Below are 25,304 nucleotides of genomic sequence, written 5' to 3'. Positions count from 1 at the left end.
CCTTTGCCCCTGCTTAGCCATGCTTTGGCGGGTGAAGGAAGCCCCCGATCGGCGGGCAGGATGACGACTGGATCGCCGCGCATCAATCGGGCGCGGCCGCACCTTCCGGGATAACGCTACGGCGTTGCGGCATCACGCTGCGCCCCGGCACCATCAGGGGACCGCCGGGCGTCTCGAAAAGAAAATCACCCTCCGCGCCATTGATGCACAGGCTGAGGCCCGACGCCCGGAAATGCAGCACCAGCCGCCGCCGCGCGGGATCTTCCCATTGGGCGACGCTTAGCGGCTGACCGCCCTCGTCCAGCCAGACGACATCGTCCTCGCCCAGCAGCGCCACGTCGGTTAGCTCGGCGCAGGTCCGCCGCCACTGACCCAATGCAAAGGCATGGGCCTCGATCTCCCGGTCGCGCGCGTCCCATTCGATCCAGCTGATGCAATTATCCTGCGCATAGGCATTATTATTGCCCATCTGGCTGCGCCCGAACTCGTCACCCGCCGTCAGCATGATCGTCCCGCGCGAGCAGAAGAGGGTCGAAAGCAGCGCCTTGATGTCGCGCAGCCGCGCCGCGTTCACCGCCGGATCGTCGCTCGCCCCCTCCACGCCATTGTTCCAGCTGAAATTCTCGCCATGCCCGTCGCGATTGTCCTCGCCATTGGCCAGGTTATGCTTCTCCGCATAGGCGGTGCAGTCGGCCAAAGTGAAGCCGTCATGGGCGGCGAGGAAATTGACGCTGCGGGTGATGCCATCGAACAAATCCGACGATCCCGCCAGTCGCGTGGCAAAGGCACCAATCGTGCCGGCGTCTCCCCGCCAGAAACGCCGCATATCGTCGCGATAGCGGTCATTCCATTCCAGCCAGGGCGGCCCGAACCGGCCCAGTTGATAGCCCCCCGGACCGATATCCCATGGCTCGGCGATCAGAATGCGGTCGCCCAGCACCGGATCTGCGCGCATCTCCGCCAGCAGCGGCGCATCAGGATCGAACCCGTCCGCGAGCCGCCCCAGCGCCGGCGCCAGATCGAAACGGAAGCCGTCGATCCCCGCCTGCACCACGAAATGGCGCAGCGATTCCAGGATCAGCCGGCGCACCATCGGCTGGTTGCAATCCACGCTGTTGCCGGTGCCGGTATCGTTGATCAGTCGCCCGTCCGCTTCATGCCGGAAATAGGCGCGGGCATTGAGGCCGCGCAGCGACAAGGTCGGCCCCAACCTGTCGCTTTCGCCGTCATGATTATAGACCATGTCCATGATCACGCCGATCCCCGCATCGTGCAGCGCTGCCACCGTATCGCGCAGTTCGGTTAGGCGGCCGGGCGCCAGTCGCGGATCGAGCGCGAAATAGCTGACCGGATTATAACCCCAGGCATTGCGCAGGCCGAGCGGCGGCAAATGCCGCTCATCGATCCACGCGTTGATCGGCATCAGTTCGACCGCGCCGACGCCCAGCTTCTGCAGATGGTCGATCACCACCGGATGGGCCAGCGCGGCGATCGTGCCGCGCTGCGCTTCGGGCACGTCAGGATGCAACAGCGAGAAGCTGCGCACCTGCAATTCGTAGATCAGCCCGCCCGGCTGGAAGCGCGGCGGCGCCGGCGCGACGGCCGGTAGCGGCGGCGCCACCACCCCTTTGGGCATCAGCGGCGCCGTGTCCTCCCCCTGCCCGCGCGGCGCGGCCAGCATCGGGTCATGGACGAAGGCCCGGTCGATCGCCGGCGCATAAGGATCGAGCAGCAGCTTGTCGGGATCGAACCATAGGCCGCTATCGGGATCATATGGGCCGTCGGCGCGCAGGCCATAGCGGGCACCGGCGCCGACGCCCGGCGCATGAACCTGCCAGACGCCCTCATCTCCCTGCGCCATCGGCAGGCGGCTTTCCCGGTCGTCGGCATCGAACAGGCAGAGCCAGAGTTGCGTCGCCTCCGGCGCCCAGACGGCAAAGCGGGTTCCGCCGGCATCGATCACCGGCCCGAACCCGTCCGCGCTCATGCCGCTTCGCGCCCCAGCAGGCTGCGATAAAGGGCCGCATAGCGCGCCGCGCTGTGGGTCCAGCTGAAATCGGCGCGCATCCCCGCGCGCTGCATCGCCTGCCAGGCTTCCGGCTCACCATGCAATCGCACCGTCCGCGCAATCGCGCCGTGCAGCGCCAGCGGATCGTCGCCGGCGAACAGGATGCCGGTCGCCACGCCCGCGCTCACCGCCGCCTCATTGGCGTCGATCACCGTGTCGGCCAGACCGCCGACCCGCGCCACCACCGGCACGCAGCCATAGCGCAGGCCATAAAGCTGGGTCAGGCCGCACGGTTCGAAGCGTGACGGGATCAGGATCGCGTCGCCGCCCGCCTGCAACAGGTGCGACAGCGGTTCGTCATAGCCGATCTGCACGCCCACCCGGCCGCGATGCCGGTCCGCTGCCGCCAGGAAGCCGCCCTCCAGCGCATGATCGCCCGATCCCAGCACCGCCAGTTTCGCGCCCAGCCCGACCAGATGGTCGATCGCCCCCATCATCAGGTCCATGCCCTTCTGCCAGGTCAGGCGGCTGATGATGACGAAGATCGGCGCATCGTCGCGCTGCAAGCCGAAGCGCTTTTCCAGCGCCCGCCGGTTGGCGCTGCGCCCACTCAGAGCGCGCGCACTGTAGCGCCGCGCGATCAGTGCATCCTCGGCCGGGTTCCAGATGTCGGTATCGACGCCGTTCAAAATGCCGTGCAGCTTGTCGCTGCGTCCATTGATCAAGCCATCCAGCCCCATGCCATGGACCGGCGAGCGGATTTCCTCGGCATAGGTCGGGCTGACCGTGGTGATCGCATCGGCCGACACCAGCCCCGCCTTCAAAAAGCCGGTGCCGCCATAATATTCGACGCCATCCATGCCCCAGGCCTCGACCGGCAGGCCCAACTGGGCAAATATCTCCGGCCCGAACCGCCCCTGAAAGGCCAGGTTATGGATGGTGACCACGCGCGGCACGGCATGGGCCGGGCCGAAGCGCATATAGGCCGCCGTCATTGCCGCCTGCCAGTCATGGACATGGACGATATCGGGCACCCAGCCCTTCACGCCCTCCGCCGCAATATCCGCCCCGACCCGCGCCAGCGCGGCAAAGCGCCGCCAATTGTCGCCCCAGTCATTGCCGCCATGGTCGCCATAGGGCCCGCCTTCGCGCGCATAGAAATCGGGTGCATCCAGCACCAGCAGGTCGAGGTCGCCGACCTTCCCCGCCAGCACCGTCGCCGGGGCACCGAACAGCTTGTCATAGCGACGCACCGCCTTGGCCTTGCCCAGCTTCGACAGGACCGAAGGATAGCCCGGCACCAGGGTCCGGGTCTCGACATCATGGCCGGCCAGCGCGCCGGGCAGCGCGCCGACGACATCGGCCAGCCCCCCGGTCTTGATCAGCGGATAGATTTCGGACGCAACCGACAGAAGCTTCATCATCATCCTTCGTTTCAGGCCACCAGCCGATCGATCATCGGCTGCGTCACCAGGCATATGCCGCTGTCGGTGCGGCGAAAATGCTGCGCGTCAAAGGCCGGGTCTTCGCCGATGATCAGGCCCGGCGGGATGCTGATCCCGGAATCCACCACGCATTTGTGCAGCCGCGCGCCGCGCCCGATCACGCAGTTGGGCATGATGACGCTCTCTGTAATGGACGAGAAGCTGTGGGTGCGCACCTCGGAAAAGAGCAGGCTGCGATGCAGCGAGGAGCCCGATACGATGCAGCCGCCCGCCACCAGCGAACTGGTCGCCGATCCGCGTCGGCCATCCTCGTTATGCACGAACTTGGCCGGCGGCGTGACCTCCGAATAGGTCCAGAGCGGCCAGCTGCGGTCGTAAAGGTCCAGGCTGGGCACGACGTCGGTCAGGTCGATATTGGCCTGCCAATAGGCGTCGATCGTGCCGACATCGCGCCAATAGGGCACCAGCTCGCTTTCCGCCCGCACGCAGCTGCTGGAAAAGCGATGCGCCACCGCCTTCCCGTGCTTGACGATATAGGGGATGATGTCACCGCCGAAATCGCGCTTGCTGTTCTTGTCGTCGGCGTCCCGCCACAATTGCTCGATCAGGAAGCGGGTGCGAAACACATAGATGCCCATCGATGCCAGCGCCATGTCGGGCTGGCCGGGAATGGCGGGCGGATCCTTGGGCTTTTCGACAAAGGCGGTGATCACGTCCGCCTCGTCGACATGCATCACACCAAAGCCGACCGCCTCCTGACGCGGCACCTCCAGACAGCCAACAGTGACATCCGCGCCACTGTCGACATGCTGCTGCAGCATCAGCTCATAGTCCATCTTGTAGACATGATCACCGGCCAGGATGACCATATATTCCGGCGCATAGCTTTCGATGATGTCGATATTCTGGAACACGGCGTCGGCCGTGCCCTCATACCATTGGCTTTCGGAGATACGCTGGCTGGCGGGCAATATGTCGAAGCTCTCGTTGCGCTCGGGTCGCAGGAAGTTCCAGCCGCGCTGCAAATGCCGGATCAGCGAATGGGCCTTATACTGGGTCGCCACGCCGATGCGGCGAATACCGCTGTTGAGCGCGTTGGACAGGGCAAAGTCGATGATCCGCGCCTTGCCGCCGAAATGCACCGCCGGCTTGGCCCGCCGGTCGGTCAGCTCGGCAAGGCGACTGCCGCGTCCGCCGGCCAGCACATAGGCCATGGCGTCGCGCGCGATCGGCTGATTGCGTTGTTGCATTAGGGCTCCTCTCTCATGCCCGCGACCGCCTGCACGCGTTCCTCGGTATCAATAGTCCAGTTCCAGCATCAAGGTTCCGAAGGGCGGGATGGTTATGTTCGCCCATCCGCTCTCATCGGCCTCGACCACGCCCATATTGCCGGCTCCGCTGCCACCATATTCACACGCATCGCTATTGAGTATCTCGCGCCAGCGACCGCCCACGGGCAGCCGCATGCGATAGCCATGGCGCAGCACCGGCGTGAAATGGCTGATGACGACGATCGGCTTGTGGCCCGGCGCCCGCCGTTGCCAGGCAAAGACGCTGTCCGCCGCGCCATCGACCAGCACCCATTCAAACCCTTCCGCCTCGCAATCGCGCGCATGCAACGCCGGGCGCGAGCGATAGAGACGGTTGAGGTCGCCGACCAGCATTTGCACGCCCTGATGGGGCGCATGATCGACCAGGTTCCAGTCGAGCGCCCGCTGCTCGCTCCACTCGGCGCGCTGGGCAAATTCCTGCCCCATGAACAGCAGCTTCTTGCCGGGATAGCCCCACATGAAGGCATAATAGGCCCGCAGCGTCGCGAATTTCTGCCAGTCGTCGCCCGCCATCTTGTGCAGCAGCGACGACTTGCCATGCACCACCTCGTCATGGCTCAGCGCCAGCACGAAATTCTCGCTGAAGGCGTAGAGCAGGCCGAAGGTGATGTCGTCATGATGATGCTGCCGATGCACCGGCTCGCGCGCCAGATAGCGCAGCGTGTCGTGCATGAAGCCCATATTCCATTTGAAACCGAAGCCAAGGCCCCCCTGATGCACCGGCGCCGACACCTGCGGCCAGCTGGTTGATTCCTCGGCGATCGTCATCACGCCGGGCGAGTCCGCGTAAAGCGCCTTGTTCATCCCCTGGAGGAAGGCGACCGCCTCCACATTCTCCCGCCCGCCATGGTCGTTGGGGATCCATTCGCCGGGCTTGCGCGAATAATCGAGGTAGAGCATCGACGCGACCGCATCGACCCGCAGCCCGTCGACATGATAGCGCTCGGCCCAGAACAGCGCATTGTTGGTCAGATATTCCGCCACTTCGCGCCGGCCGAAATTATAGATCGCCGTGTTCCAGTCCGGCTGGAAGCCCTTGCGCGGATCGGCATGTTCATAAAGCGCGGTGCCGTCGAACCGGGCCAGGCCATGCTCGTCGGTCGGAAAATGCGCCGGCACCCAATCGAGAAGGACGCCGATCCCCGCCCGGTGCGCACCATCGACGAAGCGGGCAAAGCCCGCCGGATCGCCAAAGCGCGCGGTCGGCGCATAAAGGCCCAGCGTCTGGTAGCCCCAGCTTGGGTCATAGGGAAATTCGCTGATCGGCAGGAACTCGATATGGGTGAAACCCATGCCCACGACATAGGGGATCAGCCGCTCGGCCAGCGCATCCCAGTGCAGGAAATCGCCATTCTCGTCGCGCTGCCATGATCCGGCATGCACTTCGTAGATGGAGATGGGCTGGCGTCGCGCATCGGCCTTCTGCCAATGGTCGCGGTGATCCGCATCGCCCCATATATGCGCCGGTGGACCGTTGACGATCGACGCGGTCGACGGGCGCAGTTCCGAGCGGAAGGCGAAGGGATCGGCCTTGAGCGGCAGCACCACGCCGTCCGGCCCGACAATCTCGAACTTGTAGGGCTGGCCGATGCCGACTTCGGGCAGGAAGATTTCCCACACGCCCGCATCCTGCCGGTGCCGCATCGCCGCGCGCCGCCCGTCCCAGCGATTGAAGTCGCCGACCACCGACACGCGCCGGGCATTGGGGGCCCAGACCGCGAAATGGGTGCCGGCAACCCCCTCATGCTCCATCGGATGCGCGCCCAGCTTCTCGAACAGCCGCTTGTGCGATCCTTCGGCGAAATAATAATCGTCCATCGGCCCCAGCACCGGGCCAAAGCCATAGGGATCAATCGTCGCATAGCTGCCGCCATCGGCATATTGCGCTTCATAGCGCAGCGGCTGGCGCTTGCGGATCTTGACCTTGCCCTCGAACAGTCCGGCCGGGTGGATCAGCGCCAGTTCGCCGACCGGCTTGCCATCCAGCGTCTGCGCGCTGACGTTGACGGCGTCGGGCAGCAGCACGCAGGCGGTAAAGCCGGTCTTGCCGCTGTCAGGATCGGCCGGATGCACGCCAAGCGTCGCGAAGGGATCGGCATCGCGCCCTTCGACCAGCCGGTCGATCTGCTCCGGCGTCAGCACGCTCCTATCTCCCGTCTCCGCCGATAGCGGCCATTCTTATCATCCCATGTTCCAGATGTCGGCGGCATATTCGCGGATCGTCCGGTCGGACGAGAACCAGCCCATGCGCGCGACATTGTGGATCGCCTTCTTCGCCCACAATGCCTGATCCTGCCAGATGCCATCGACCCGCCGCTGGGCGGCGGCATAGCTGTCGAAATCGGCCGCCACCATGAACCAGTCATGGTCATAGATACCCTGGATCAGATCCTTGTAGCGGTTGGGGTCGTCGGGCGAGAAGACGCCGCTGGCAATGGCATTGAGCGCCTGTCCCAGTTCCCGGCTCTGTTCGATCACCGCGCGCGGATTATAGCCTTCGGCCCGGCGCTGGTTCACCTCGGCCGCGGTCAGGCCGAAGATCACGATATTATCCTCGCCAACATGATCGCGCATCTCGACATTGGCGCCGTCCAGCGTGCCGATGGTCAGCGCGCCATTGACCGCGAACTTCATGTTTCCGGTGCCCGACGCCTCCATACCGGCGGTCGAAATCTGTTCGCTCAGGTCCGCCGCCGGGATCATCATCTCGGCCATGGAGACATTGTAATTGGGCACGAACTGCACCTTCAGCAGCCCCTGCACCGACGGATCATGATTGATCGCGCGGGCCACGTCGCCCGCCAGCTTTATGATCAGCTTGGCATTATGATAGCTGGGCGCCGCCTTGCCGCCGAACAGCTTGACCCGCGGCACCCAGGCTTTTTCGGGATGCGAGCGGATCTGGTCATAAAGCGCCACCGCCTCGATGATGTTGAGCAACTGCCGCTTATATTCGTGGATGCGCTTGATCTGGATGTCGAACAGCGCGTCGGCGTCGATCCGGGCGTTGATCCGTTTGCGCAGCAGGTCGGCCAGCGCGACCTTGTTGAAGCGCTTCACCGCCAGGAACCGCTCCTGGAAGGCGGTGTCGTCGGCGAAATTGTCAAGCTCGCGCAGAGCCTCGGCATCGTCCATGAAGCGGTCGCCGATCGCCTCGCGGATCAGCTCGAACAGGCCATGGTTGCACTGCATCAGCCAGCGGCGGAAGGTGACGCCGTTGGTCTTGTTGTTGATCCGCGCGGGATAGAGCTTGTGCAGGTCGGCAAAGACCGTGACCTTCATCAGGTCGGTATGCAGCGCCGACACGCCGTTGACGCTGTGCGATCCGGCAAAGGCCAGATTGCCCATCCGTACCCGCCGCTCGCCGCCTTCGTCGATCAGCGAGATGGTGCCGATCGCATGATCGTCGAACTGGCCGGACTTGCGCGCCTCGCCCAGCAGTCGGCTGTTGATGGCATAGACGATCTGCATGTGCCGGGGCAGCAGCCGCTCGAACAAGGGCACTGGCCAGCTTTCCAGCGCCTCGGGCAACAATGTGTGGTTGGTATAGCCGAAGGTGCGGCGAACAATGTCCCAACCCTCGTCGAAATCCAGCCCATGCTCGTCGACCAGGATGCGCATCAACTCCGCGACCGACACCGCCGGATGGGTATCGTTGAGCTGGATCGCCGCCTTGTCGGGCAGGGTGCGGACATCGCCGAAATATTGGATATGCCGCCGGACAATGTCCTGCAGCGAGGCGGAGGAGAAGAAATATTCCTGCCGCAGCCGCAATTCCTGCCCCGCCGGTGAACTATCGGCAGGATAGAGGACGCGAGTCAGCGCCTCGGCCCGGTTGCTTTCGGACAGCGCGCCCAGATGGTCGCCGGCATTGAACTTGTCGAGCAGGATCGGGTCGATCGGCTGCGCCTCCCACAGGCGCAGCGTATTGACCCGCTTGCCGCGCCAGCCGGCGATCGGCGTGTCATAGGGGGTGGCGATCACCCGTTCGGCGGGACGCCAGCTCATCTGATAGGGGCCGCAATTCTCGCACTCGGCCGGATCGACGCGCCCGCCGAACCCGACCTCGTAACTCGCCTCGCGCCGCTCGAACTCCCAGGGATTGCCGTGCGCCAGCCAGTTTTCCGGCAGTTCCACCTGCCAGCCGTCGCTGATCTCCTGCCGGAACATGCCGTTCACATAACGGATGCCATAGCCATAGGCGGGGATGTCGACCGTCGCCATGCTCTCCATGAAGCAGGCGGCGAGGCGCCCCAGGCCGCCATTGCCCAGCGCCGCATCCGGCTCCAGCGCCGCGATCAGGTCCAGGTCGACGCCCAGCGAGTCGAGCGCGGCCTGCAAATCGTCCAGCATTTCCATATTGGATGCGGCATCGCGCATCAGCCGGCCGATCAGGAATTCCAGGCTCAGATAATAGACCCGGCGCCCCTGTTCCTCATAGGTCTTGTGGGTGGACTCGATCCAGGCGTCGATCACCCGGTCGCGGATCGAGAGGATGACCGCATGCAGCCAGTCATGCGGCTTGGCCGCCTTGGCATCCTTGCCGATGCGATAGGTCAATCGCTCGACAATCTCATGGGCCAGAATCTGCGGATCAACCTGCCGGGGTGCCGGCTTGGGAAGCTGCGTCTCGCCCTTGAGATTCATGGCCGGGATCTCCCTCTATGAGTCACCGGGATGATGGCACAGCGCGCTTCGCCATGCCAATCCATTTTTTGCAGCGCAGCATGGGCTTTTCCCGCTTCTTTCCGCGGGCTTGGCCTGCCTCAGCCCTGACCGCGGCGCGTAACGATCGCCGCCCCGATCCCGGCCCGCAATTCCGCCCGCACCGGATAGGTGCTGGACGGCAGATGCTGGGTCATGAACAGGCCGATTAGCCGCTCGACCGGATCGATGAAGAAATAGGTCGAAAACACCCCGCCCCAGTAAAATTGCTGGTTCGCCAGCGTCATCGCGAAGCCCAGGCCGAAACCGACACCGGCATAATCGGCTTCGCTGAACATCGCCTGCGACATGCTGGCGAGGTCGCCGCCGCCGGGCAGGTGATTGCTCCGCATCTGCGCCACCGTGTCGGGCTGCAACAGCCGCGCTCCATCAAGCTCGCCACCGCGCAGCAGCATCCGTGCGAAACGGTGATAATCGGCTGTCGAAGAGATCAGCCCGCCCCCGCCCGATCGGAAACGCAGCTTGCGCCGCCAACTGCTGGCCGCGCCCCGGTCACGAAGCCGCAACCCGTCCTCGCCCAGCCCCCAAGCATCGGTCAGCCGATCGGTCCGATCCTCGGGCAAGGTGAAGAAACTGTCCTTCATGCCCAGCGGATCGAAGATATTCTGACGAAAATGCGTCTCCAGATCCTGCGCCGACAGTCGTTCGACGATCACACCCAGCACATCGGTCGACACGCCGTAATTCCAGCGCTCGCCCGGCGAAAATTCCAGCGACAGGCTGGTCAGCGCGGCGATGAACTCGTCAGACGACCGCTTTTGCTGGAACTCGTCCAGCCCCAGTTCGCGATAGCGCGCATCGATCGGCGTCTGCCGTTGCAACCCATAGGTCAGACCCGATGTGTGGCGCAGCAGGTCGATCATCCGCATCGGCCGCGTAATCCGCCCGGTTCCGTCCGCGCCGACGCGCAGGTCGGCAAATTCGGGCAGCACGTCGGTCACCGGATCGTCCAGCGCCACCTTGCCCAGTTCGACCAGCCGCATGAAGGCAACGCTGGTGACCGGCTTGGTCATGGACGCGATGCGAAACAGCGCATCAGCCTGCAACGGCTCGCCGGTCGCGCGCGCCTGCCCCCGGCTGACCGACAGCAACGGCACCTCGTCGCGCGACACCAGCATCTGCATATGCGGCAACTTGCCGCTCTGCACATAGGTCTGGTCCAGATGATCGACCAGCGCGTCCAACCGGTCAGGGTTCATCCCCGCCGCCTGCGCCGCTGCTGCATCCGTCACCTTCGCTGTCGCCATGTCCGCTCCTGCCATATCCAAAACGGGCTAGAGCAAGCCGCGCACTAGGTAAATGATTTCAGGCCATGACCGGTCCATCAACGCCTTGCCATTGCCAAGACCCCACCCCTGCCTCTATGGCAACCCGCCTGATCGCCAATACCGGACGCACCACAGGCATGGCCACGGGCCTTTCTGCTATCTTCTTCCAGAATCGCGCTGCCCTGCTGCGCTTCCTGCGCGCGCGCGGTGCGGGCGAGGATGCGGAAGATCTGCTGCAGGACATGTGGATGAAGCTGGAGGCGAAGGATCTGGGGCCGGTCGCCGATCCCCTGCCCTATCTCTATCGCATGGCCAACAACCTGATGCTCGATCGCTATCGCTCCGCCACCCGGCGCGAGCGGCGCGAGCAGGACTGGGCCGAAGGCGCCGGCGGCGTGATGACCGACCCGAATGACGATCTGGCAGTCGACGAACGCATGATCCTCAATCAGCGGCTGGAACAGGCGCGCGGCATATTGGCCGACCTTGGCCCCCGCGTCGAACTGGTGTTCCGTCGGTTCCGCATAGAGGGGGTCGGCCAGCGGCTGATCGCGGAGGAATTGGGGGTCAGCCTGACCACGGTCGAGAAGGATCTGCAAAAGGCCTATCGGGCGATGCTTGCGCTCAAGCAAAGTCTGGATACGGAATGAGCGGATCGGCGGCGTCTGGCTCTTCAAGGGGCAAGAAATGAACAGGGCACAGGCCATGATGAACGAGGAGGCGCTCGGGTGGGTGATCCGCACGCGCGATCCCGAATTTGACGACTGGGACGCCTTCACCATCTGGCTGGAGGGCGATCCCGCCCGCGCGACCGCCTATGATGCGCTGATGGCGGCCGACGCGGATCTGGCGGACATGGTTCCGGCAGAACCCGTCGTCATGCCTGTTGCCGCCAATGATGCCGGCGAACGTCACCGCCGCCCGCTGCGCTGGATCGGCGGCGGCGCGATCGCCGCCGCGCTGGTCGCCGCCGTCTCGGTCGGCCTGCTCAATCGCAGCGACATCTACAGCATCACCACCCGCCCCGGCGAAACCCGCAGCATCGCGCTCGACGACGGCACCAGGATCGAACTGAACGGCGGCACCACCCTGCGCCTCGATCGCAAGAATGCGCGCTTTGCCGCGCTCGATGCGGGCGAAGCTGCCTTCACCGTGCGCCATGACGCTGCCGATCCGTTCCGCGTGACCGTGGGCGACGCCGTGTTCGAGGATGCCGGCACCGTCTTCAACATCGTCCATAGCGGCAACGCCACCCGCATCGGCGTGTCCGAGGGCAAGGTCATCTACAATCCGCAGGCCGAAGCCATCTCGCTGCCCGCCGGCCGCGCGCTCAGCGACGGCGCCGAAGGGCTGCGCGTGATGGACGTCGCGCCCCAGGCCGTCGCCAGCTGGCGCCAGGGCCAGCTCATCTATGCCAATGCGCCGGTCGGCGACGTGACCCAGGATATCGCCCGCTCGCTGGGCATGACGCTGGCCGCGACACCCGGCGCGCAGGCCATGCGCTTTACCGGCACGATCCGGCTGGAACGGGATCCGTCCCGCTTCTTCGCCGCTGCCGCGCCCCTGATGGGGCTGTCCGCCATCCGACAGGGGAATGGATGGCTGCTGAAGGAAGGGGATGGGTCGCAAAACTGACGTCCTTTTCGTCACCGCCTTCGCCATAGCGGCCGCATCGCCTGCGCGAGCGGCGGACAGACAGTCGATCGACCTCGCTCCGGGACGCCTGGGCGAGGCGGTGGTGGCGCTCGGCCGTCAAACCGGCGCCAGCATCGGCATGTCGGACCAGTCGCTGGCCGGCATCGCCACCCCCGCGATCAGGGGCCGCATGTCGACTGCCAGTGCCCTTGCCCAGTTGCTGCGCGGCAGCGGCGCCAAAGCCAGACAGATCGACGGCAGCACCTGGCGCATCGTCCGTGCCCGCAAAAGCACTCCGCCGCCATCGCCGACGCCAGCCGCAGCGGTGCAACTCGCGCCGGTTGCGCAGGAACCGCCGGCCGACATCATCGTCACTGCGTCCAAGCGCGACATTCCCCTGCCCCGCTATGCCGGCATGGTCGAAACCGTGACCGGCGGCCTGTTCGAGACCGCCGATGCGGCACAGGGCACGGCCGCGCTACTCTCGCGCGTCGCAAGTCTGAGTTCCACCCATGCCGGTGCCGGCCGCAACAAGCTGTTCATCCGCGCCATAGCCGATTCCGGCGTTGCCGGGCCGACCCAGGCGACGACCGGTCAATATCTGGGCGACATGCGCCTCAACTATGCCGCGCCCGATCCCGACCTGCGCCTCTATGACGTTGGCGGGGTCGAGGTGCTGGAAGGGCCACAGGGCACGCTCTATGGCGCCGGCTCGCTCGGCGGCATCATCCGCATCATCCCCAACGCCCCCAATCTCGCCCAATTTGGCGGCCAGATCTCGACCGGCGTGTCGGCAACCCAGCATGGCGATCCGGGCGGCGACCTGTCGGCCATCCTCAACCTGCCGATCGTGGCCGAGAAGGTGGCGCTGCGCGTCGTCGGCTATGGCGTGCAGGAAGGCGGCTATATCGACGATGTCCTGCGCGACAAGGATGACGTCAACCGCACCCGCACTTATGGCGGCCGCGCCACGCTGCGGATCGCACCGGCGGACGACTGGACGATCGATCTCAGCACCGCCTACCAGCATATCAAGGGTGACGACGCCCAATATGCCAGCCGCGAGGTCGGCCGGCTGGAACGCGCCTCCAGCGTCGCCCAGCCCTATCATTCCGACTATATCCTGGCCAATGCGCGGATCGAGCATCAGTGGGACGATCTGCGCCTCGTCTCCTCGACCGGCTATGTTCGCAATGTCCTGGCCGAAAGCTACGACGCGACCCAGCCGGGCGGCGCACCCGCCCTGTTCCGCCAGCGCAACAAGGTCGAACTTTTCTCGACCGAAAACCGGCTGGTCCGCGACCTCGACAATGGCCTGGGCTGGCTGCTGGGCGTTTCCTATCTGGAAAGCACCTCGACCATCCAGCGGTCGCTGACCGGCTATGGCCCGCTGAGCGCACCGGCGATCGAGATCCTGCCGGGCGTCCCGGTCTATGGTCGCGGACGTCCTGCCACGGCCACCGGCGTGCGCAACCGGATCAAGGAAGCGACCCTGTTCGGCGAAGCCTCGTTCGAACCGCTCCAGGGGCTGGTCGCCACCGTCGGCGGACGCCTCACCAACAGCCGCCTCAGCGGCGAGGCGATCGATCCGGTAGCGATGCTCTCAGCCGTAGCTGATCTAGCCCGTGTCGAGGCGCAGGCCGATCGCTCTGAAACCATCTTCCTCCCCTCCTTCTCGCTGCTCAGCGATGCGGTGAAGGGGCTCACCCTCTATGCCCGGTTCGAACAGGGCTTTCGTCCCGGCGGCCTGGCGGTCGACGATCAGCGCGCGCGCAGCTTCCGTAATGATCGCATCTCGACCATGGAACTGGGCTTCCGCAAGGGCGTGCCGGGCCGCGACACGATCGCGCTCAGCGGCAATGTCGCCTATACCGACTGGCGCGATATCCAGGCCGACGTCACCGACCGCATCGGCTTGCCGACCACCGCCAATATCGGTGATGGACGCATCTATACGGTGGAAGGCCGGATCGTGGTCCGCCCGATCCCGCCGCTGACGCTGGATGGCTCGATCATCTACAATGACAGCCGCCTGACCCAGCCGACCCAGTTCGTGCGTGCCTTGTCCTATGAAGGACGCTCGCTGACCCTGCCCAATGTCGCCAATCTGGGCGGCCGCGTCGCCGCCGACTATCGCGCGCCATTGGGTGACGACATGCGCCTGCACCTGTCGGCATCGGCCCGCTATGTCGGCAAGTCGCGCCTGGGCGTCGGGCCGATATTGGGCCGCGAACAGGGCGATTATGTCGATACGGCCCTGTCCGCGGCCGTCACGCGCGGCCCGGTCGAACTCTCGCTTTCGCTCACCAACCTGTTCGACAGCGACGGCAATCGTTTCTCGCTCGGCACGCCGTTCGACCTGAGCACCGACTATTATACGCCGCTGCGCCCCCGCACCGTGCGCATCGGCCTGGATTTCGCCTTCTAAAATCACGCCGGACGGCATTTTTCCTGACGGAACCGGCCCGACGGCGGCGTCCCTCCCGCATGTACGTGCCCATCAAACGGCGCGGCATTCAGAGGAGATATCATGCGACATTTGCTGGCCTGCACGGCCATCGCCCCGGTTCTGGTTGCGCTGACCGCAACCAACGCCGCGGCGGAAACCACGATCGGTTCATCCACCACCACCGCCGTCAAGACCTCCACCGTCGCCTCGGGCGCGGCCGATGCGATCACGGTCAGCTCCGCCGGCAGCATCACGCTGACCAGCGGCACCGCGATCACGATGGACAGCAACAACAATGTCAGCAACGCCGGTTCGCTGACCATCAACGATGCCGACAATGCGACCGGCATTCTTGTCAAGGCCGGCACCACCGGCAACATCACCAACAGCGGCACGATCACGCTGACGGAAGATTATACCGCGACCGACACGGACAGTGACGGCGACATTGACGGCACGTTCGCCAAAGGGACGAACCGCAATGGCATCCTGGTCGAATCCGGCGCGGCCCACACCGGCAATATCGACACCACCGGCACGATCTCGATCGAAGGCAACAACAGCGCCGGCATCCGCGTCAATTCGACCCTGATCGGCAATCTGTCGACCTATGGCACCATCGCCGTCGTCGGCGACAACAGCTATGGCGTGGTCGCCAACGATATTGATGGCAACGCCACGATCCGCGGTTCGATCAGCACCAAGGGCGCGAACAGCACCGCCGTCGCCCTGCTGGGCGATGTCGATGGCGCAGTGAAGATCCAGGGCACGATCGTCAGCACCGGCTATCGCTCCACCACCCGCCCGAGCGACGTCACCAAGCTCGATGCCGATGACCTGCTGCAGGGCGGCCCCGCCCTCGTCATCGCCGGCAATGTCAGCGGCGGCATCGTGTTCGACGTCGCGCCGACCGCCAGCGATGATGACGACGAAGATGACACCGACATCGATGATGACGGCCTGCTCGACAGCACCGAAACCACTGCCACGGTCATCAACTATGGCTCGGCGGCTGCGGTGCAGATCGGTTCGGCCAGCGCCGACACCAGCATCGGCGTGGTCCAGGGCGACAGTTCGGGCTATGGCGTGGTCGTGCGCGGCGCGATCGCGGGCTATGGCATCTATGACGGTGTCGATGCCAATGCGATGGTGATCGGCGGCCTGGGCGGCGATGTCGACATATCCAAGGGCGTTCTGGTTGCCGGATCGATCACCGCCATCTCCTATGACAGCAACGCCACCGCCCTGCGCCTGGGTTCGGGCGCGACCAGCGACGCGATCGAGATTTCGGGCACCGTCGCCGCATCGGGCGCGGCGCTCGCCAACACCAGCGCGCGCGGCCTGGTGATCGACGCCGGCGCACAGGTCAATTCGGTCAAGGTCAGCGGCACCGTCGCGGCCGTCGCCGCCGATGATGAAAAGGGTCGCGCGATCGCGATCCTCGATTCCTCGGGCACCGTCTCCAGCCTCAGCAACACCGGCACCATCTCGGCGACCGGCGGCCTCACCAACACCGCCATCGACCTCAGCGCCAACAGCAGCGGCGTGACGCTGACCCAGGCACTCGCCTCCTCGACCGCGACCGCGCCCAGCATCGTCGGCGACGTCAAGCTCGGCTCGGGCGATGACGTCATGACGGTGTCGGCTGGCCGGATCGTCGGCGATGTCGCCCTGGGCGCGGGCAATAACAGCCTGTCGCTCTCGGGCAGTTCGACCCTGACCGGCGATCTCAGCTATGCCGGCACCGGCGCCACCCTGACCCTGGCCGATACCGCCAGCGTCACCGGCGCGCTCGACTTTGGCAGCGCCAGCGGCACGATGACGCTGAACGGCACCTCCAGCTATACCGGCGCGATCAGCAACAGCGGCAATATGGCGCTGGTGCTGAACGGCGGCACGCTGGCTGTCAGCAACACCGGTTCGGTCGCGCTCGCCTCGCTCAGCGCCTCCTCCGGCTCGGCGCTGGGCGTCACCATCAACGGCGCCGATGGCACCAACACCGTCTATGACGTCGCCGGTGCCGCCAGCTTCGCCAGCGGTTCCAAGGTGAAGGTGGCGCTGACCCAGGTCGGCGGATCGGAAGGCGACTATGTCATCGTCCGCGCCGCATCGCTGTCCGGCACCCCGGCGCTCGATAGCGCGACCCTGCTGCCCTATATGTTCAAGGGCAGCGTCAGCAGCGACACGACGACCGGTGACGTGACCCTGTCGATCGCCGCCAAGACCACGTCGGAACTGGGCCTGACCGGTTCGCTTTCAAGGGCCTATTCGGCGATCTTCAACGCGCTCGACAATGACAGCACGCTGGCCAACGCCTATCTGGACGTGACCGACGGCCAGACGCTGAACGGTGCGCTGCGCCAGATGCTGCCCGAACATTCCGGCAGCACCTTCGAAGCCGTCACCGCCGGCTCGCGGGCGACCGCGCGCATCCTGTCCGATCCCAACGGCATCTACCGGACCAAGGACGGCAAGCTGGGCTTCTGGTTGCAGCAGGTGGCGTTCGGCAGCTCCAAGAGCATCGGCGACACCGCCTCCTACGACATTAATGGCTGGGGCGCGGGCGGCGGCGTCGAATATCTGACCGATCTTGGCGCCTTCGGTGGCTCCTTCGCCTATATTCATGGCCGGGACACCAGCGACAGCTCCAACAGCTCGGCGGATTCCGACCAGTTCGAACTGGCCGCGCACTGGCGCGGCAGCTGGGGTCCGCTCCAGGCCTTCGCGCGCGTTTCGGCGGCGCATATCGACTTTGATGGCACCCGCAACTTCGCGCTCGACGATGTCGTGCGCAAGGCGACCGGCGACTGGTCGGGCAAGCTTTACTCGGCCACGGCCGGGGCTTCCTATCAGCTCCAGTTCAACCGCTTCAGCCTGCGTCCGGGCGTGGGCATCGACTATTATCGCCTGAAGGAAGGCGGCTATAGCGAAAGCGGCGGTGGCGACGCGTTCAACCTGACCGTCGATGGCCGCACCAGCGATGAAATGACTGCCAACGGCACGATCGCTGCCGGCTATGATTTCGGCAGCCTCAATCGCGAGGATGGCTGGGCACGGTTCGAACTGGAAGGCGGTCGCCGCCAGTTGATCGGCGGGTCGCTCGGCGACACGGTCGCCCATTTCAAGGATGGCGATGACTTCGTCCTGGTCGCCGACAAGCGCACCAGCGGCTGGACCGGCCGGGCCCGCCTCTATGGCGGCACCGACACCTTCCGCGTCGGCGGCGAATTCGGTGCGGAAGAACAACAAAATCACGTCGCAATCTCATTCCGGGCGACGGTTAACTTCGTCCTGTGACGTCTGAATAAGGAATTGGCGGGCCACACCCCACAGACCCTCCCGGTCCGCCAGTTGCGCCACGGCATGATGTTCCTCCCCAAGGGACGCCAAGGCAAAAAAAGAGGGGCGTCGCATGGGTTTCACCCGAGCGGCGCCCCTTTTTCATGGGCTAGTTCCGTTCCGCCCTCGCAGTGACTTGGTGCAGCAACGTCCAAGCATGTGGCTACGACCAAGAAAAAGGGGCAATGGCATCGCCATCACCCCTTCCTTGCCTATCAATTGACGTTCTGCCGTCAGCCGGCGAGCGCCTTCTTGACCAGTTCGTTAACGACCTGGGGATTGGCCTTGCCCTGCATCGCCTTCATCGTCTGGCCGACGAAGAAGCCGAACAAGGCTTCCTTGCCGCCGCGATACTGCTCGACCTTGTCGCCATTCTTGGCGAGGACATCGGCCACCGCCGCCTCGATCGCGCCAGTGTCGCTGGTCTGCTTCAGGCCCTTTTCCTCGACGATCTTGCCGGGCTTGTCGCCGGTTTCCAGCATGATCTCAAACACCTGCTTGGCGATCGTGCCGCTGATCGTGCCATCGGCTACCAGTGCCAGCAATTCGGCGCCTTCCTCGGGGCTTACCGGGCTTTCTTCAAGGCTCTTGCCAATGCGGTTGAGCGCGCCATAGAGCTCCGACAGCAGCCAGTTGGCCGAAGCCTTGGCGACCTCGCCCTCGCTCTTCTTCTGGATGCGCGCGCCTTCGGCCAGCAGCGCCTCGAACCAGCGGGCCGTGTCGGCGTCGGCGGTCAGGGTCGCGGCATTATAGGCCGAGAGCCCCAGATCCTGCGCATAGCGGCGCAGCTTCGCGTCTGGCAGTTCCGGCAGCGACTGGCGGCATTCCTCCAGGAAGGCGTCGTCCAGTTCCAGCGGCAGCAGGTCGGGATCGGGGAAGTAGCGATAGTCGTGCGCATCTTCCTTCGACCGCATCGAACGGGTCTCGTTGCGATCCGGATCATAGAGGCGCGTTTCCTGCACGATCTTGCCGCCGGCCTCCAGCACGTCGACCTGGCGGTTCGCCTCATGCTCGACCACGGCCATGACGAAGCGGACCGAGTTCACATTCTTCGTCTCGGTGCGGGTGCCGAACTCTTCGCCCGGACGACGCACGGAGACGTTGACGTCGGCGCGCATCGACCCCTGGTCCATATTGCCGTCGCACGACCCGACATAGCGAAGAATGGTTCGCAGCTTCGAGAGATAAGCTCCTGCTTCAGCAGGCGAACGCATGTCCGGCTTCGACACGATTTCCATCAGCGCCACGCCCGACCGGTTGAGGTCGACATAGGAGCTGGTGGGATGCTGGTCGTGCATCAGCTTGCCGGCGTCCTGCTCGACATGGATGCGCTCGACGCCGATCACCTTGGTGCTGGCTTCGGGGTTCTTCTCGTCGAGGACGATCTCGATCTGCCCCTCACCCACGATCGGGTGATAGAGCTGGCTGATCTGATAGCCCTGCGGCAGATCCGCATAGAAATAATTCTTGCGGTCGAAGCGCGACCATTTGTTGATCTGCGCGTCGATCGCCATGCCGGTGCGCACCGCCTGGCGGATGCACTCGCGGTTGGGCACGGGCAGCATGCCGGGCATGGCCGCATCGATCAGGCTGACCTGCGTATTGGGCTCCGCGCCGAACGCCGTCGCGGCGCCGGAAAAGAGCTTCGCGTTCGACGTCACCTGCGCATGGACTTCCAGGCCGATCACGACCTCCCACTCGCCGGTTGCGCCCTGAATACGATAGGTTGATTCAGTCATATTACCACCACTTGTCAGGGCGTGCGCTGAAGCCAGCGCGTTCTTCAATTGCGAGGCTGGCGTTCAGCACGGTCTGTTCGTCCAGCGCCTTGCCGATCACCTGCAGGCCGATCGGCAAACCGGCCGAATCCAGCCCGCCCGGGATCGCCATCGCCGGCAACCCGGCCAGCGAGGCCGGCACGGTGAAGACGTCGTTCAGATACATGGCCAGCGGATCGGCCTGCTTCTCGCCCAGCGCGAAGGAGGCGCTCGGCGCGGTCGGCGTCAGCAGCAGATCGCACTTTTCGAACGCCAGTTCGAAATCGCGCGCGATCAGCGCCCGCACCTTCTGCGCCTGGGTATAATAGGCGTCATAGAAGCCGGCCGACAGCACATAGGTGCCGATCATGATGCGGCGCTTCACTTCCGGGCCGAAGCCGGCGGCGCGGGTTGCGGCATACATGTCCTGCAAACCGGCCCCATCGGGCAGGTCGCGCTGGCCATAACGCACGCCGTCATAGCGGGCGAGGTTCGACGAGGCTTCGGCAGGCGCGATGATATAATAGGTCGGCAGCGCATATTGGGTATGCGGCAGCGACACTTCCACCACTTCGGCGCCAGCGTCCTTGAGCCATTCGATGCCGCGATCCCACATGGCGGAGATTTCGGCGTTCAGGCCATCGGGGCGATATTCCTTGGGAATACCGACCTTCTTGCCCTTGAGATCGCTCGACAAATTGGCTTCCCACTGCGGCACGGCCAGATCAAACGAAGTCGAATCCTTGGGGTCGAAGCCCGACATGACTTCCAGCAGGATCGCATTGTCGCGCACCGTGCGCGCCATCGGCCCGGCCTGATCGAGCGACGAAGCGAACGCGACGATGCCGAAGCGCGAGCAGCGGCCATAGGTCGGCTTGATGCCCGAAATGCCGGTGAAGGCGGCAGGCTGGCGGATCGAGCCACCAGTGTCGGTGCCGGTCGCCGCCGGACAGAGCCGTGCGGAAATGGCCGAGGAGGAACCGCCCGACGAACCGCCGGGCGCCAGTGCGGCATTGTCGCCGCCGCCTCGCCGCCAGGGCGAGATCACATTGCCATAATAGCTCGTTTCGTTGGACGAACCCATGGCGAACTGGTCGAGGTTGAGCTTGCCCAGCATGCCCGCGCCGGCCGCCCACAGCTTGCCCGACACGGTCGATTCATAGGTCGGCACGAAGCCTTCCAGCATGTGGCTCGCGGCGGTCGTCTGCGTGCCTTCGGTGCAGAACAGATCCTTCATGCCGATCGGCACGCCGGCCAGCGCGCCCAGCGCCTCGCCGGCAGCCTTGGCCTTATCGGCGGCGTCGGCCGCTGCCAGCGCCTTTTCCGGCGTCTCGACGATGAAGGCGTTCAGCGCCTTGGCAGCGGCAACATTGGCGTTGAAGCCCTCGGCCACTTCGCGTGCCGAAAAATCGCCCGCGCGGAAGCCGTCGCGGATTTCCGCCACTGTAAGATCAGTAAGATCAGTCAAATTCTTTTCCCCGTTCGGGCTGAGCGAAGTCGAAGCCCTCTACTGAGCGAAGCGAAGCTGCCTCCCTGCGGTCGGCCGAGCCCTTCGACAGGCTCAGGGCGAACGGATGGGGAGGCACCCGCATCATTCGATAACTTTCGGCACCGCGAAGAAGCCATGTTCGGCCTGCGGCGCATTGGCCAGCACCTTGTCACGCACATTGCCGTCCGTGACGACATCGTCGCGCAGGCGTTGATGGTTGGGGATGACGGCCGTCATCGGCTGCACGCCGGTCACGTCTACCTCTCCCAGCTGTTCCACCCAGCCAAGGATATTGTTGAGTTCGGGCACCATGGCTTCCGCTTCCGCATCCGTCACCGAAATGCGCGAAAGGCTGGCGATCTTTTTCACGGTCTGAAGGTCTATCGACATGGGCCAAGCCGCTAGCACCCGCACCAGTCCGCTTCAAGTGTCCTGCTGCACCATCTGCCATCTTGCATGCGCCCATCTTGCATGCCCCCATCTTGCATGACTGCCGCGCATGGGCCAGACAGGCCGCACGAAGGCGGGGCGATCCCCGCACAGGGATGGAGACGAGAGCAAGTGGCCCGCAAATTCCTCTATATCGTCGCCGGCCTCATCGTGCTGGTGCTTGCGATGCTGCTCGCCTATCGCATCTGGGGGATGCAGATCATGCGGGCGGTGATGGTCCCGCGCGAGGCGTTCCAGCCGCTCCAGCCCCTGCCCGCCAACGCCTATGACGATCCGAAAATGTGGATCGCTCGCCCCGACCAGACCAAGGACAATCCCGCGCTCTGGACGCCGCAGGGCGCGGCCAAGCTTGCGCCGCCCGCGCAGAAGGCCGCCGTCTTCTTCATCCACCCGACCAGCTATGTGACGCCGCTTGGCAATGCCCATTGGAATGCGCCGCTGGACGATACGGAAAGCAACGCGACCGCGCGCCGCTTCGTGCTGAGTCAGGCCAGTGCCTTCAGCGCCGCCGGCAATGTCTGGGCACCCCGCTATCGCCAAGCCAATTATGGCGCATTCCTCACCACCGGAGCGGAGGGCGACCAGGCACTCGCAGCAGCCTATCGCGACGTGACCCAGGCCTTCGCCGCCTTCCTCAAGGCCAATCCCACCGGTCCGCTGATCCTCGCCGGCCACAGCCAGGGGTCACGCCACCTGCTGCAACTGGTGCGCGAACAAGTGGCAGGCAAGCCGGTCGCCGACCGGATCGCCGCCATCTATGCCGTGGGCTGGCCGATCTCGGTCGAGGCGGACCTGCCTGCATTGGGCTTCCCCGCCTGTGCCAGGCGGGATCAATCGCACTGCATCGTCAGCTGGCAAAGCTATGCCGAACCGGCCGATCCGTCCGCCGTGGTCGAAAGCTTCGAGCGCAAGCAGGGCCTCAATGGCCAGCCGCGCAAGGGCACGCACATGCTCTGCACCAATCCGATCACCGGCACCTTCAACGGCAATGCGCCCGCCAGCGCCAATATCGGCACGCTCGACGCCCGCGCCGCCGACAAGCCGGCTCATCTGGTCGCCGGCATCGTCCCTGCCCGCTGCGACACTAGCGGCGTGCTGATGATCGGCGAGCCGGTCGACATGGGCCCCTACACGCTGCCCGGCAATAATTATCACGTCTATGATTATAGCCTGTTCTGGGGCAATGTGCGCGACGACGCCCGCCAGCGACTGGCGGCCTTTACCAAGACGCACTGAGACGTAATGAAACTTGTCACGACTGACCGCGCGGAATTTCGCGCAGCCCTGCCCGAGGGTGGCCGCCTGATCGGCATGGACGTGGGCACGAAGACGATCGGCCTGGCCCTGTGCGACGCGCAATGGTCGATCGCCAGCCCCGCCTACACCGTCACTCGCGGCAAGTTCAGCAAGGACAAGCCGGCGCTCGAAGCCTTCATGGCGCAGCAGCAGGTCAAGGGCATCGTCATCGGCCTGCCGCTCAATCTCGACGGCACCAACAGCCCGCGCAGCCAGGCCAGCCGCGCCTTCGCCCATAATGTCGCGGACATCGGCCTGCCGGTGCTGCTTTGGGACGAGCGCTGGTCGACCCAGGCCGTCACCCGCACCCTACTGGAAGCCGACGCCAGCCGCGCCCGCCGCGACGAACTGGTCGACAAACTCGCCGCCAGCTACATCCTCCAGGGCGCGATCGACGGCCTCGTCGCCGGGCTGGAATAGGCACGCCTGTCCTACAGCGTCCCGCCCGGCTATATTCCCGGCGGCTCTTTCCCATCCTGATCCCACGCCGCTTTCCGATAGGAGCAGCGGAACGTAACATTATGTCAGAATGTGCGGGAAATATGCGAAGTTAAGCGCGCGATTTCCAACATTTACCCTGTCACGCACGCGCCGCCCAAGTTGCATATATCTGAAGTAACAGCGTTAAAGCGCCGTTTACGTGATCGCGCTCACGGATTGATCGGTGCGAAAGCGATATTCCCTGCCCTGCAGTCGAACGGAAAAGGGCGGACGGATCAATGACCGAAGGCAAGAGTCCGGAAGATATCTGGCACATCATCAGCGAACAGCGGCGCATGATGCGCGACCATTTTCGCCGTGATCCCACCAGCTACTCGGTGCGTCGGGAAATGTCGCGCCGGCAGATGGCGCAGAAGCAGGACGATCAGACGCAGGACGTCTGAACGCCGTCCTCGAACGCCGCGATGATCGGGCATGGCCCTTCATCGGAGGCATGGCATTGCCGGGCCAGTCGCGTCAGCGCCGCCCGCGCCGCCTCCAGTTCCGCGATCTTCACATCCAGCGCCGCGATCCGATCGGCCGCCAGCTCGCGCGCCCGCTTGCGATCCTGCCCGGCATCGAGTTGCAGCAGCTCGCCGATCTGCTCCAGCGTGAAGCCCGCCGCCTGCGCCGACCGGATGAAGCGCAGCCGGCGCACATCGCCCTCGCCATAGCGGCGCACGCTGCCCTCCGGCCGATCTGGCGCATCCAGCAGGCCGCGCCGCTGGTAGAAGCGCACCGTCTCAACCCCGACATCGCCCGCGCGGGCCAGTGCGGAAATTGTCATGCTCATGCCTTGACTCCGTACCATGGTACAGACCCTATATGAGGGGCATCGCACTCGATACAAGCCTGACACAAGGACGATGCAATGCCCCAAGGACCGGAAAAGGTCGCTCAACTCTACCGTATGGTGATGCCCGGCCATGTCTGTCCCTATGGCCTCAAGGCGCGCTGGCTGCTGCGCCGCCATGGCTATCGGGTCGAGGATCATGCCCTTACCAGCCGGGCCGAGACCGACGCCTTCAAGGCGCAGCATGACGTGAAAACGACACCGCAAATCTTCATCGACGACCGGCGGATCGGCGGCCATGACGATCTGCGCCGCTTCCTGGGCCTCAAGGTGCCGGAGCCCGGCGCGACCAGCTATGTGCCGGTGCTGGCCGTCTTCGCCGTCGCCGCACTGCTGGCGCTGGCGATCAACTGGCTGACCTTGGCGCCGCTGGTCGGCCTGCTGACGCTCGAACGGTTCATCGCCATCGCCATGATGCTGCTTGCCATGCTGAAGCTGCAGGACGTGGAGCGGTTCGCGACCATGTTCCTCAACTACGACTTGCTCGCCCGCCGCGTCATTCCCTATGGCCGCATCTATCCCTTCCTGGAATTGGGTGCGGGCGCGCTGATGCTGACCGGCCTTGCCCCCTGGCTGTCGATCCCGGTCGCCCTGTTCATCGGCGGCATCGGCGCCGTGTCGGTGTTCAAGGCAGTCTATATCGAGAAGCGCGAGCTCAAATGCGCCTGCGTCGGCGGCAGCAGCAATGTGCCGCTCGGCTTCGTCTCGCTGACCGAGAATGTCATGATGGTCGCCATGGCCCTGTGGATGCTGGCAAGCATCCACTAAACCAGAAACGC

18 protein-coding genes are annotated in these 25,304 nt (G+C 64.9%); 8 read left to right on the top strand and 10 right to left on the bottom strand.

Going from position 1 to position 25,304, the window contains the following annotated elements; translation table 11 throughout:
* Positions 1-82: 82 nt before the first annotated feature.
* The 6 genes from glgX to AC13EK_RS23380 all read right to left on the bottom strand — a co-directional run bounded on the left by glgX (position 83) and on the right by AC13EK_RS23380 (position 10,756).
* Positions 83-1,987, bottom strand: a complete 1,905-nt coding sequence (gene glgX / locus AC13EK_RS23405; RefSeq protein WP_069336319.1) for a glycogen debranching protein GlgX — start codon at positions 1,985-1,987, stop codon at positions 83-85.
* Complete coding sequence (gene glgA, locus AC13EK_RS23400; RefSeq protein ID WP_069336318.1) at positions 1,984-3,435, bottom strand: glycogen synthase GlgA; 1,452 nt, start codon at positions 3,433-3,435, stop codon at positions 1,984-1,986. Before glgA ends, glgX begins: the two co-directional genes overlap by 4 nt.
* 8 nt (positions 3,436-3,443) lie before the next feature.
* Positions 3,444-4,703 carry a glucose-1-phosphate adenylyltransferase gene (gene glgC / locus AC13EK_RS23395; RefSeq protein WP_069336317.1) on the bottom strand — a complete coding sequence of 420 codons (1,260 nt, stop codon included), beginning with the start codon at positions 4,701-4,703 and terminating at the stop codon, positions 3,444-3,446.
* Between the two features lie 48 nt (positions 4,704-4,751).
* Positions 4,752-6,926: a 1,4-alpha-glucan branching protein GlgB gene (gene glgB / locus AC13EK_RS23390; RefSeq protein ID WP_277788288.1), complete on the bottom strand. Its 2,175-nt coding sequence runs from the start codon at positions 6,924-6,926 to the stop codon at positions 4,752-4,754.
* A 39-nt stretch (positions 6,927-6,965) separates the two neighbouring features.
* Entirely contained in the window at positions 6,966-9,431 is a 2,466-nt protein-coding gene (locus AC13EK_RS23385) for a glycogen/starch/alpha-glucan phosphorylase (protein WP_069336313.1), read from the bottom strand.
* Between the two features lie 119 nt (positions 9,432-9,550).
* Entirely contained in the window at positions 9,551-10,756 is a 1,206-nt protein-coding gene (locus AC13EK_RS23380) for a serine hydrolase domain-containing protein (protein ID WP_483022401.1), read from the bottom strand.
* Between the two features lie 158 nt (positions 10,757-10,914).
* Between AC13EK_RS23380 and AC13EK_RS23375 the strand changes: the two genes are divergently transcribed.
* The 4 genes from AC13EK_RS23375 to AC13EK_RS23360 all read left to right on the top strand — a co-directional run bounded on the left by AC13EK_RS23375 (position 10,915) and on the right by AC13EK_RS23360 (position 18,158).
* Positions 10,915-11,427, top strand: a complete 513-nt coding sequence (locus AC13EK_RS23375; RefSeq protein WP_069336315.1) for an RNA polymerase sigma factor — start codon at positions 10,915-10,917, stop codon at positions 11,425-11,427.
* 55 nt (positions 11,428-11,482) lie between these two features.
* Positions 11,483-12,412: a FecR family protein gene (locus AC13EK_RS23370; RefSeq protein WP_069336316.1), complete on the top strand. Its 930-nt coding sequence runs from the start codon at positions 11,483-11,485 to the stop codon at positions 12,410-12,412.
* Complete coding sequence (locus AC13EK_RS23365; protein WP_069336311.1) at positions 12,396-14,840, top strand: TonB-dependent receptor; 2,445 nt, start codon at positions 12,396-12,398, stop codon at positions 14,838-14,840. Before AC13EK_RS23370 ends, AC13EK_RS23365 begins: the two co-directional genes overlap by 17 nt.
* A 102-nt stretch (positions 14,841-14,942) precedes the next feature.
* A complete protein-coding gene (locus AC13EK_RS23360; protein ID WP_277788286.1) occupies positions 14,943-18,158 on the top strand; it encodes an autotransporter domain-containing protein in 3,216 nt (1,071 codons plus the stop codon).
* Between the two features lie 275 nt (positions 18,159-18,433).
* On the opposite strand, the gene gatB is transcribed toward AC13EK_RS23360, so the two are convergent.
* The 3 genes from gatB to gatC form a co-directional block, all read right to left on the bottom strand.
* Positions 18,434-19,939 carry an Asp-tRNA(Asn)/Glu-tRNA(Gln) amidotransferase subunit GatB gene (gene gatB / locus AC13EK_RS23355; protein ID WP_010337156.1) on the bottom strand — a complete coding sequence of 502 codons (1,506 nt, stop codon included), beginning with the start codon at positions 19,937-19,939 and terminating at the stop codon, positions 18,434-18,436.
* A 1-nt stretch (position 19,940) separates the two neighbouring features.
* Positions 19,941-21,425 carry an Asp-tRNA(Asn)/Glu-tRNA(Gln) amidotransferase subunit GatA gene (gene gatA / locus AC13EK_RS23350; RefSeq protein WP_069336309.1) on the bottom strand — a complete coding sequence of 495 codons (1,485 nt, stop codon included), beginning with the start codon at positions 21,423-21,425 and terminating at the stop codon, positions 19,941-19,943.
* A gap of 123 nt (positions 21,426-21,548) precedes the next feature.
* On the bottom strand, positions 21,549-21,836 hold the full coding sequence (gene gatC, locus AC13EK_RS23345; protein ID WP_004211845.1) for an Asp-tRNA(Asn)/Glu-tRNA(Gln) amidotransferase subunit GatC: 288 nt from the start codon (positions 21,834-21,836) through the stop codon (positions 21,549-21,551).
* Between the two features lie 171 nt (positions 21,837-22,007).
* Here gatC and AC13EK_RS23340 point away from each other — a divergent pair, with 171 nt between their 5' ends.
* From AC13EK_RS23340 to AC13EK_RS23330, 3 genes are all read left to right on the top strand, one after another.
* Positions 22,008-23,132, top strand: coding sequence for a DUF3089 domain-containing protein (locus tag AC13EK_RS23340; RefSeq protein ID WP_069336308.1), 1,125 nt, complete (start codon positions 22,008-22,010; stop codon positions 23,130-23,132).
* 6 nt (positions 23,133-23,138) lie between these two features.
* Positions 23,139-23,612: a Holliday junction resolvase RuvX gene (ruvX, locus tag AC13EK_RS23335; RefSeq protein WP_010337159.1), complete on the top strand. Its 474-nt coding sequence runs from the start codon at positions 23,139-23,141 to the stop codon at positions 23,610-23,612.
* Between the two features lie 299 nt (positions 23,613-23,911).
* The gene (locus tag AC13EK_RS23330; protein ID WP_004211842.1) at positions 23,912-24,076 is read left to right on the top strand and encodes a hypothetical protein; all 165 of its coding nucleotides are present in this window, start codon (positions 23,912-23,914) and stop codon (positions 24,074-24,076) included.
* Here AC13EK_RS23330 and AC13EK_RS23325 read toward each other — a convergent pair.
* On the bottom strand, positions 24,058-24,465 hold the full coding sequence (locus AC13EK_RS23325; protein WP_010337160.1) for a MerR family transcriptional regulator: 408 nt from the start codon (positions 24,463-24,465) through the stop codon (positions 24,058-24,060). The genes AC13EK_RS23330 and AC13EK_RS23325 overlap by 19 nt on opposite strands.
* Before the next feature lie 78 nt (positions 24,466-24,543).
* Between AC13EK_RS23325 and AC13EK_RS23320 the strand changes: the two genes are divergently transcribed.
* On the top strand, positions 24,544-25,293 hold the full coding sequence (locus tag AC13EK_RS23320; RefSeq protein ID WP_069336307.1) for a MauE/DoxX family redox-associated membrane protein: 750 nt from the start codon (positions 24,544-24,546) through the stop codon (positions 25,291-25,293).
* Positions 25,294-25,304 lie beyond the last annotated feature (11 nt).

Source organism: Sphingobium sp. L-44 (assembly GCF_056859495.1).
The sequence above is the reverse complement of the archived record's forward strand: the minus strand, read 5'-3'. Positions and strand labels throughout refer to the sequence as shown.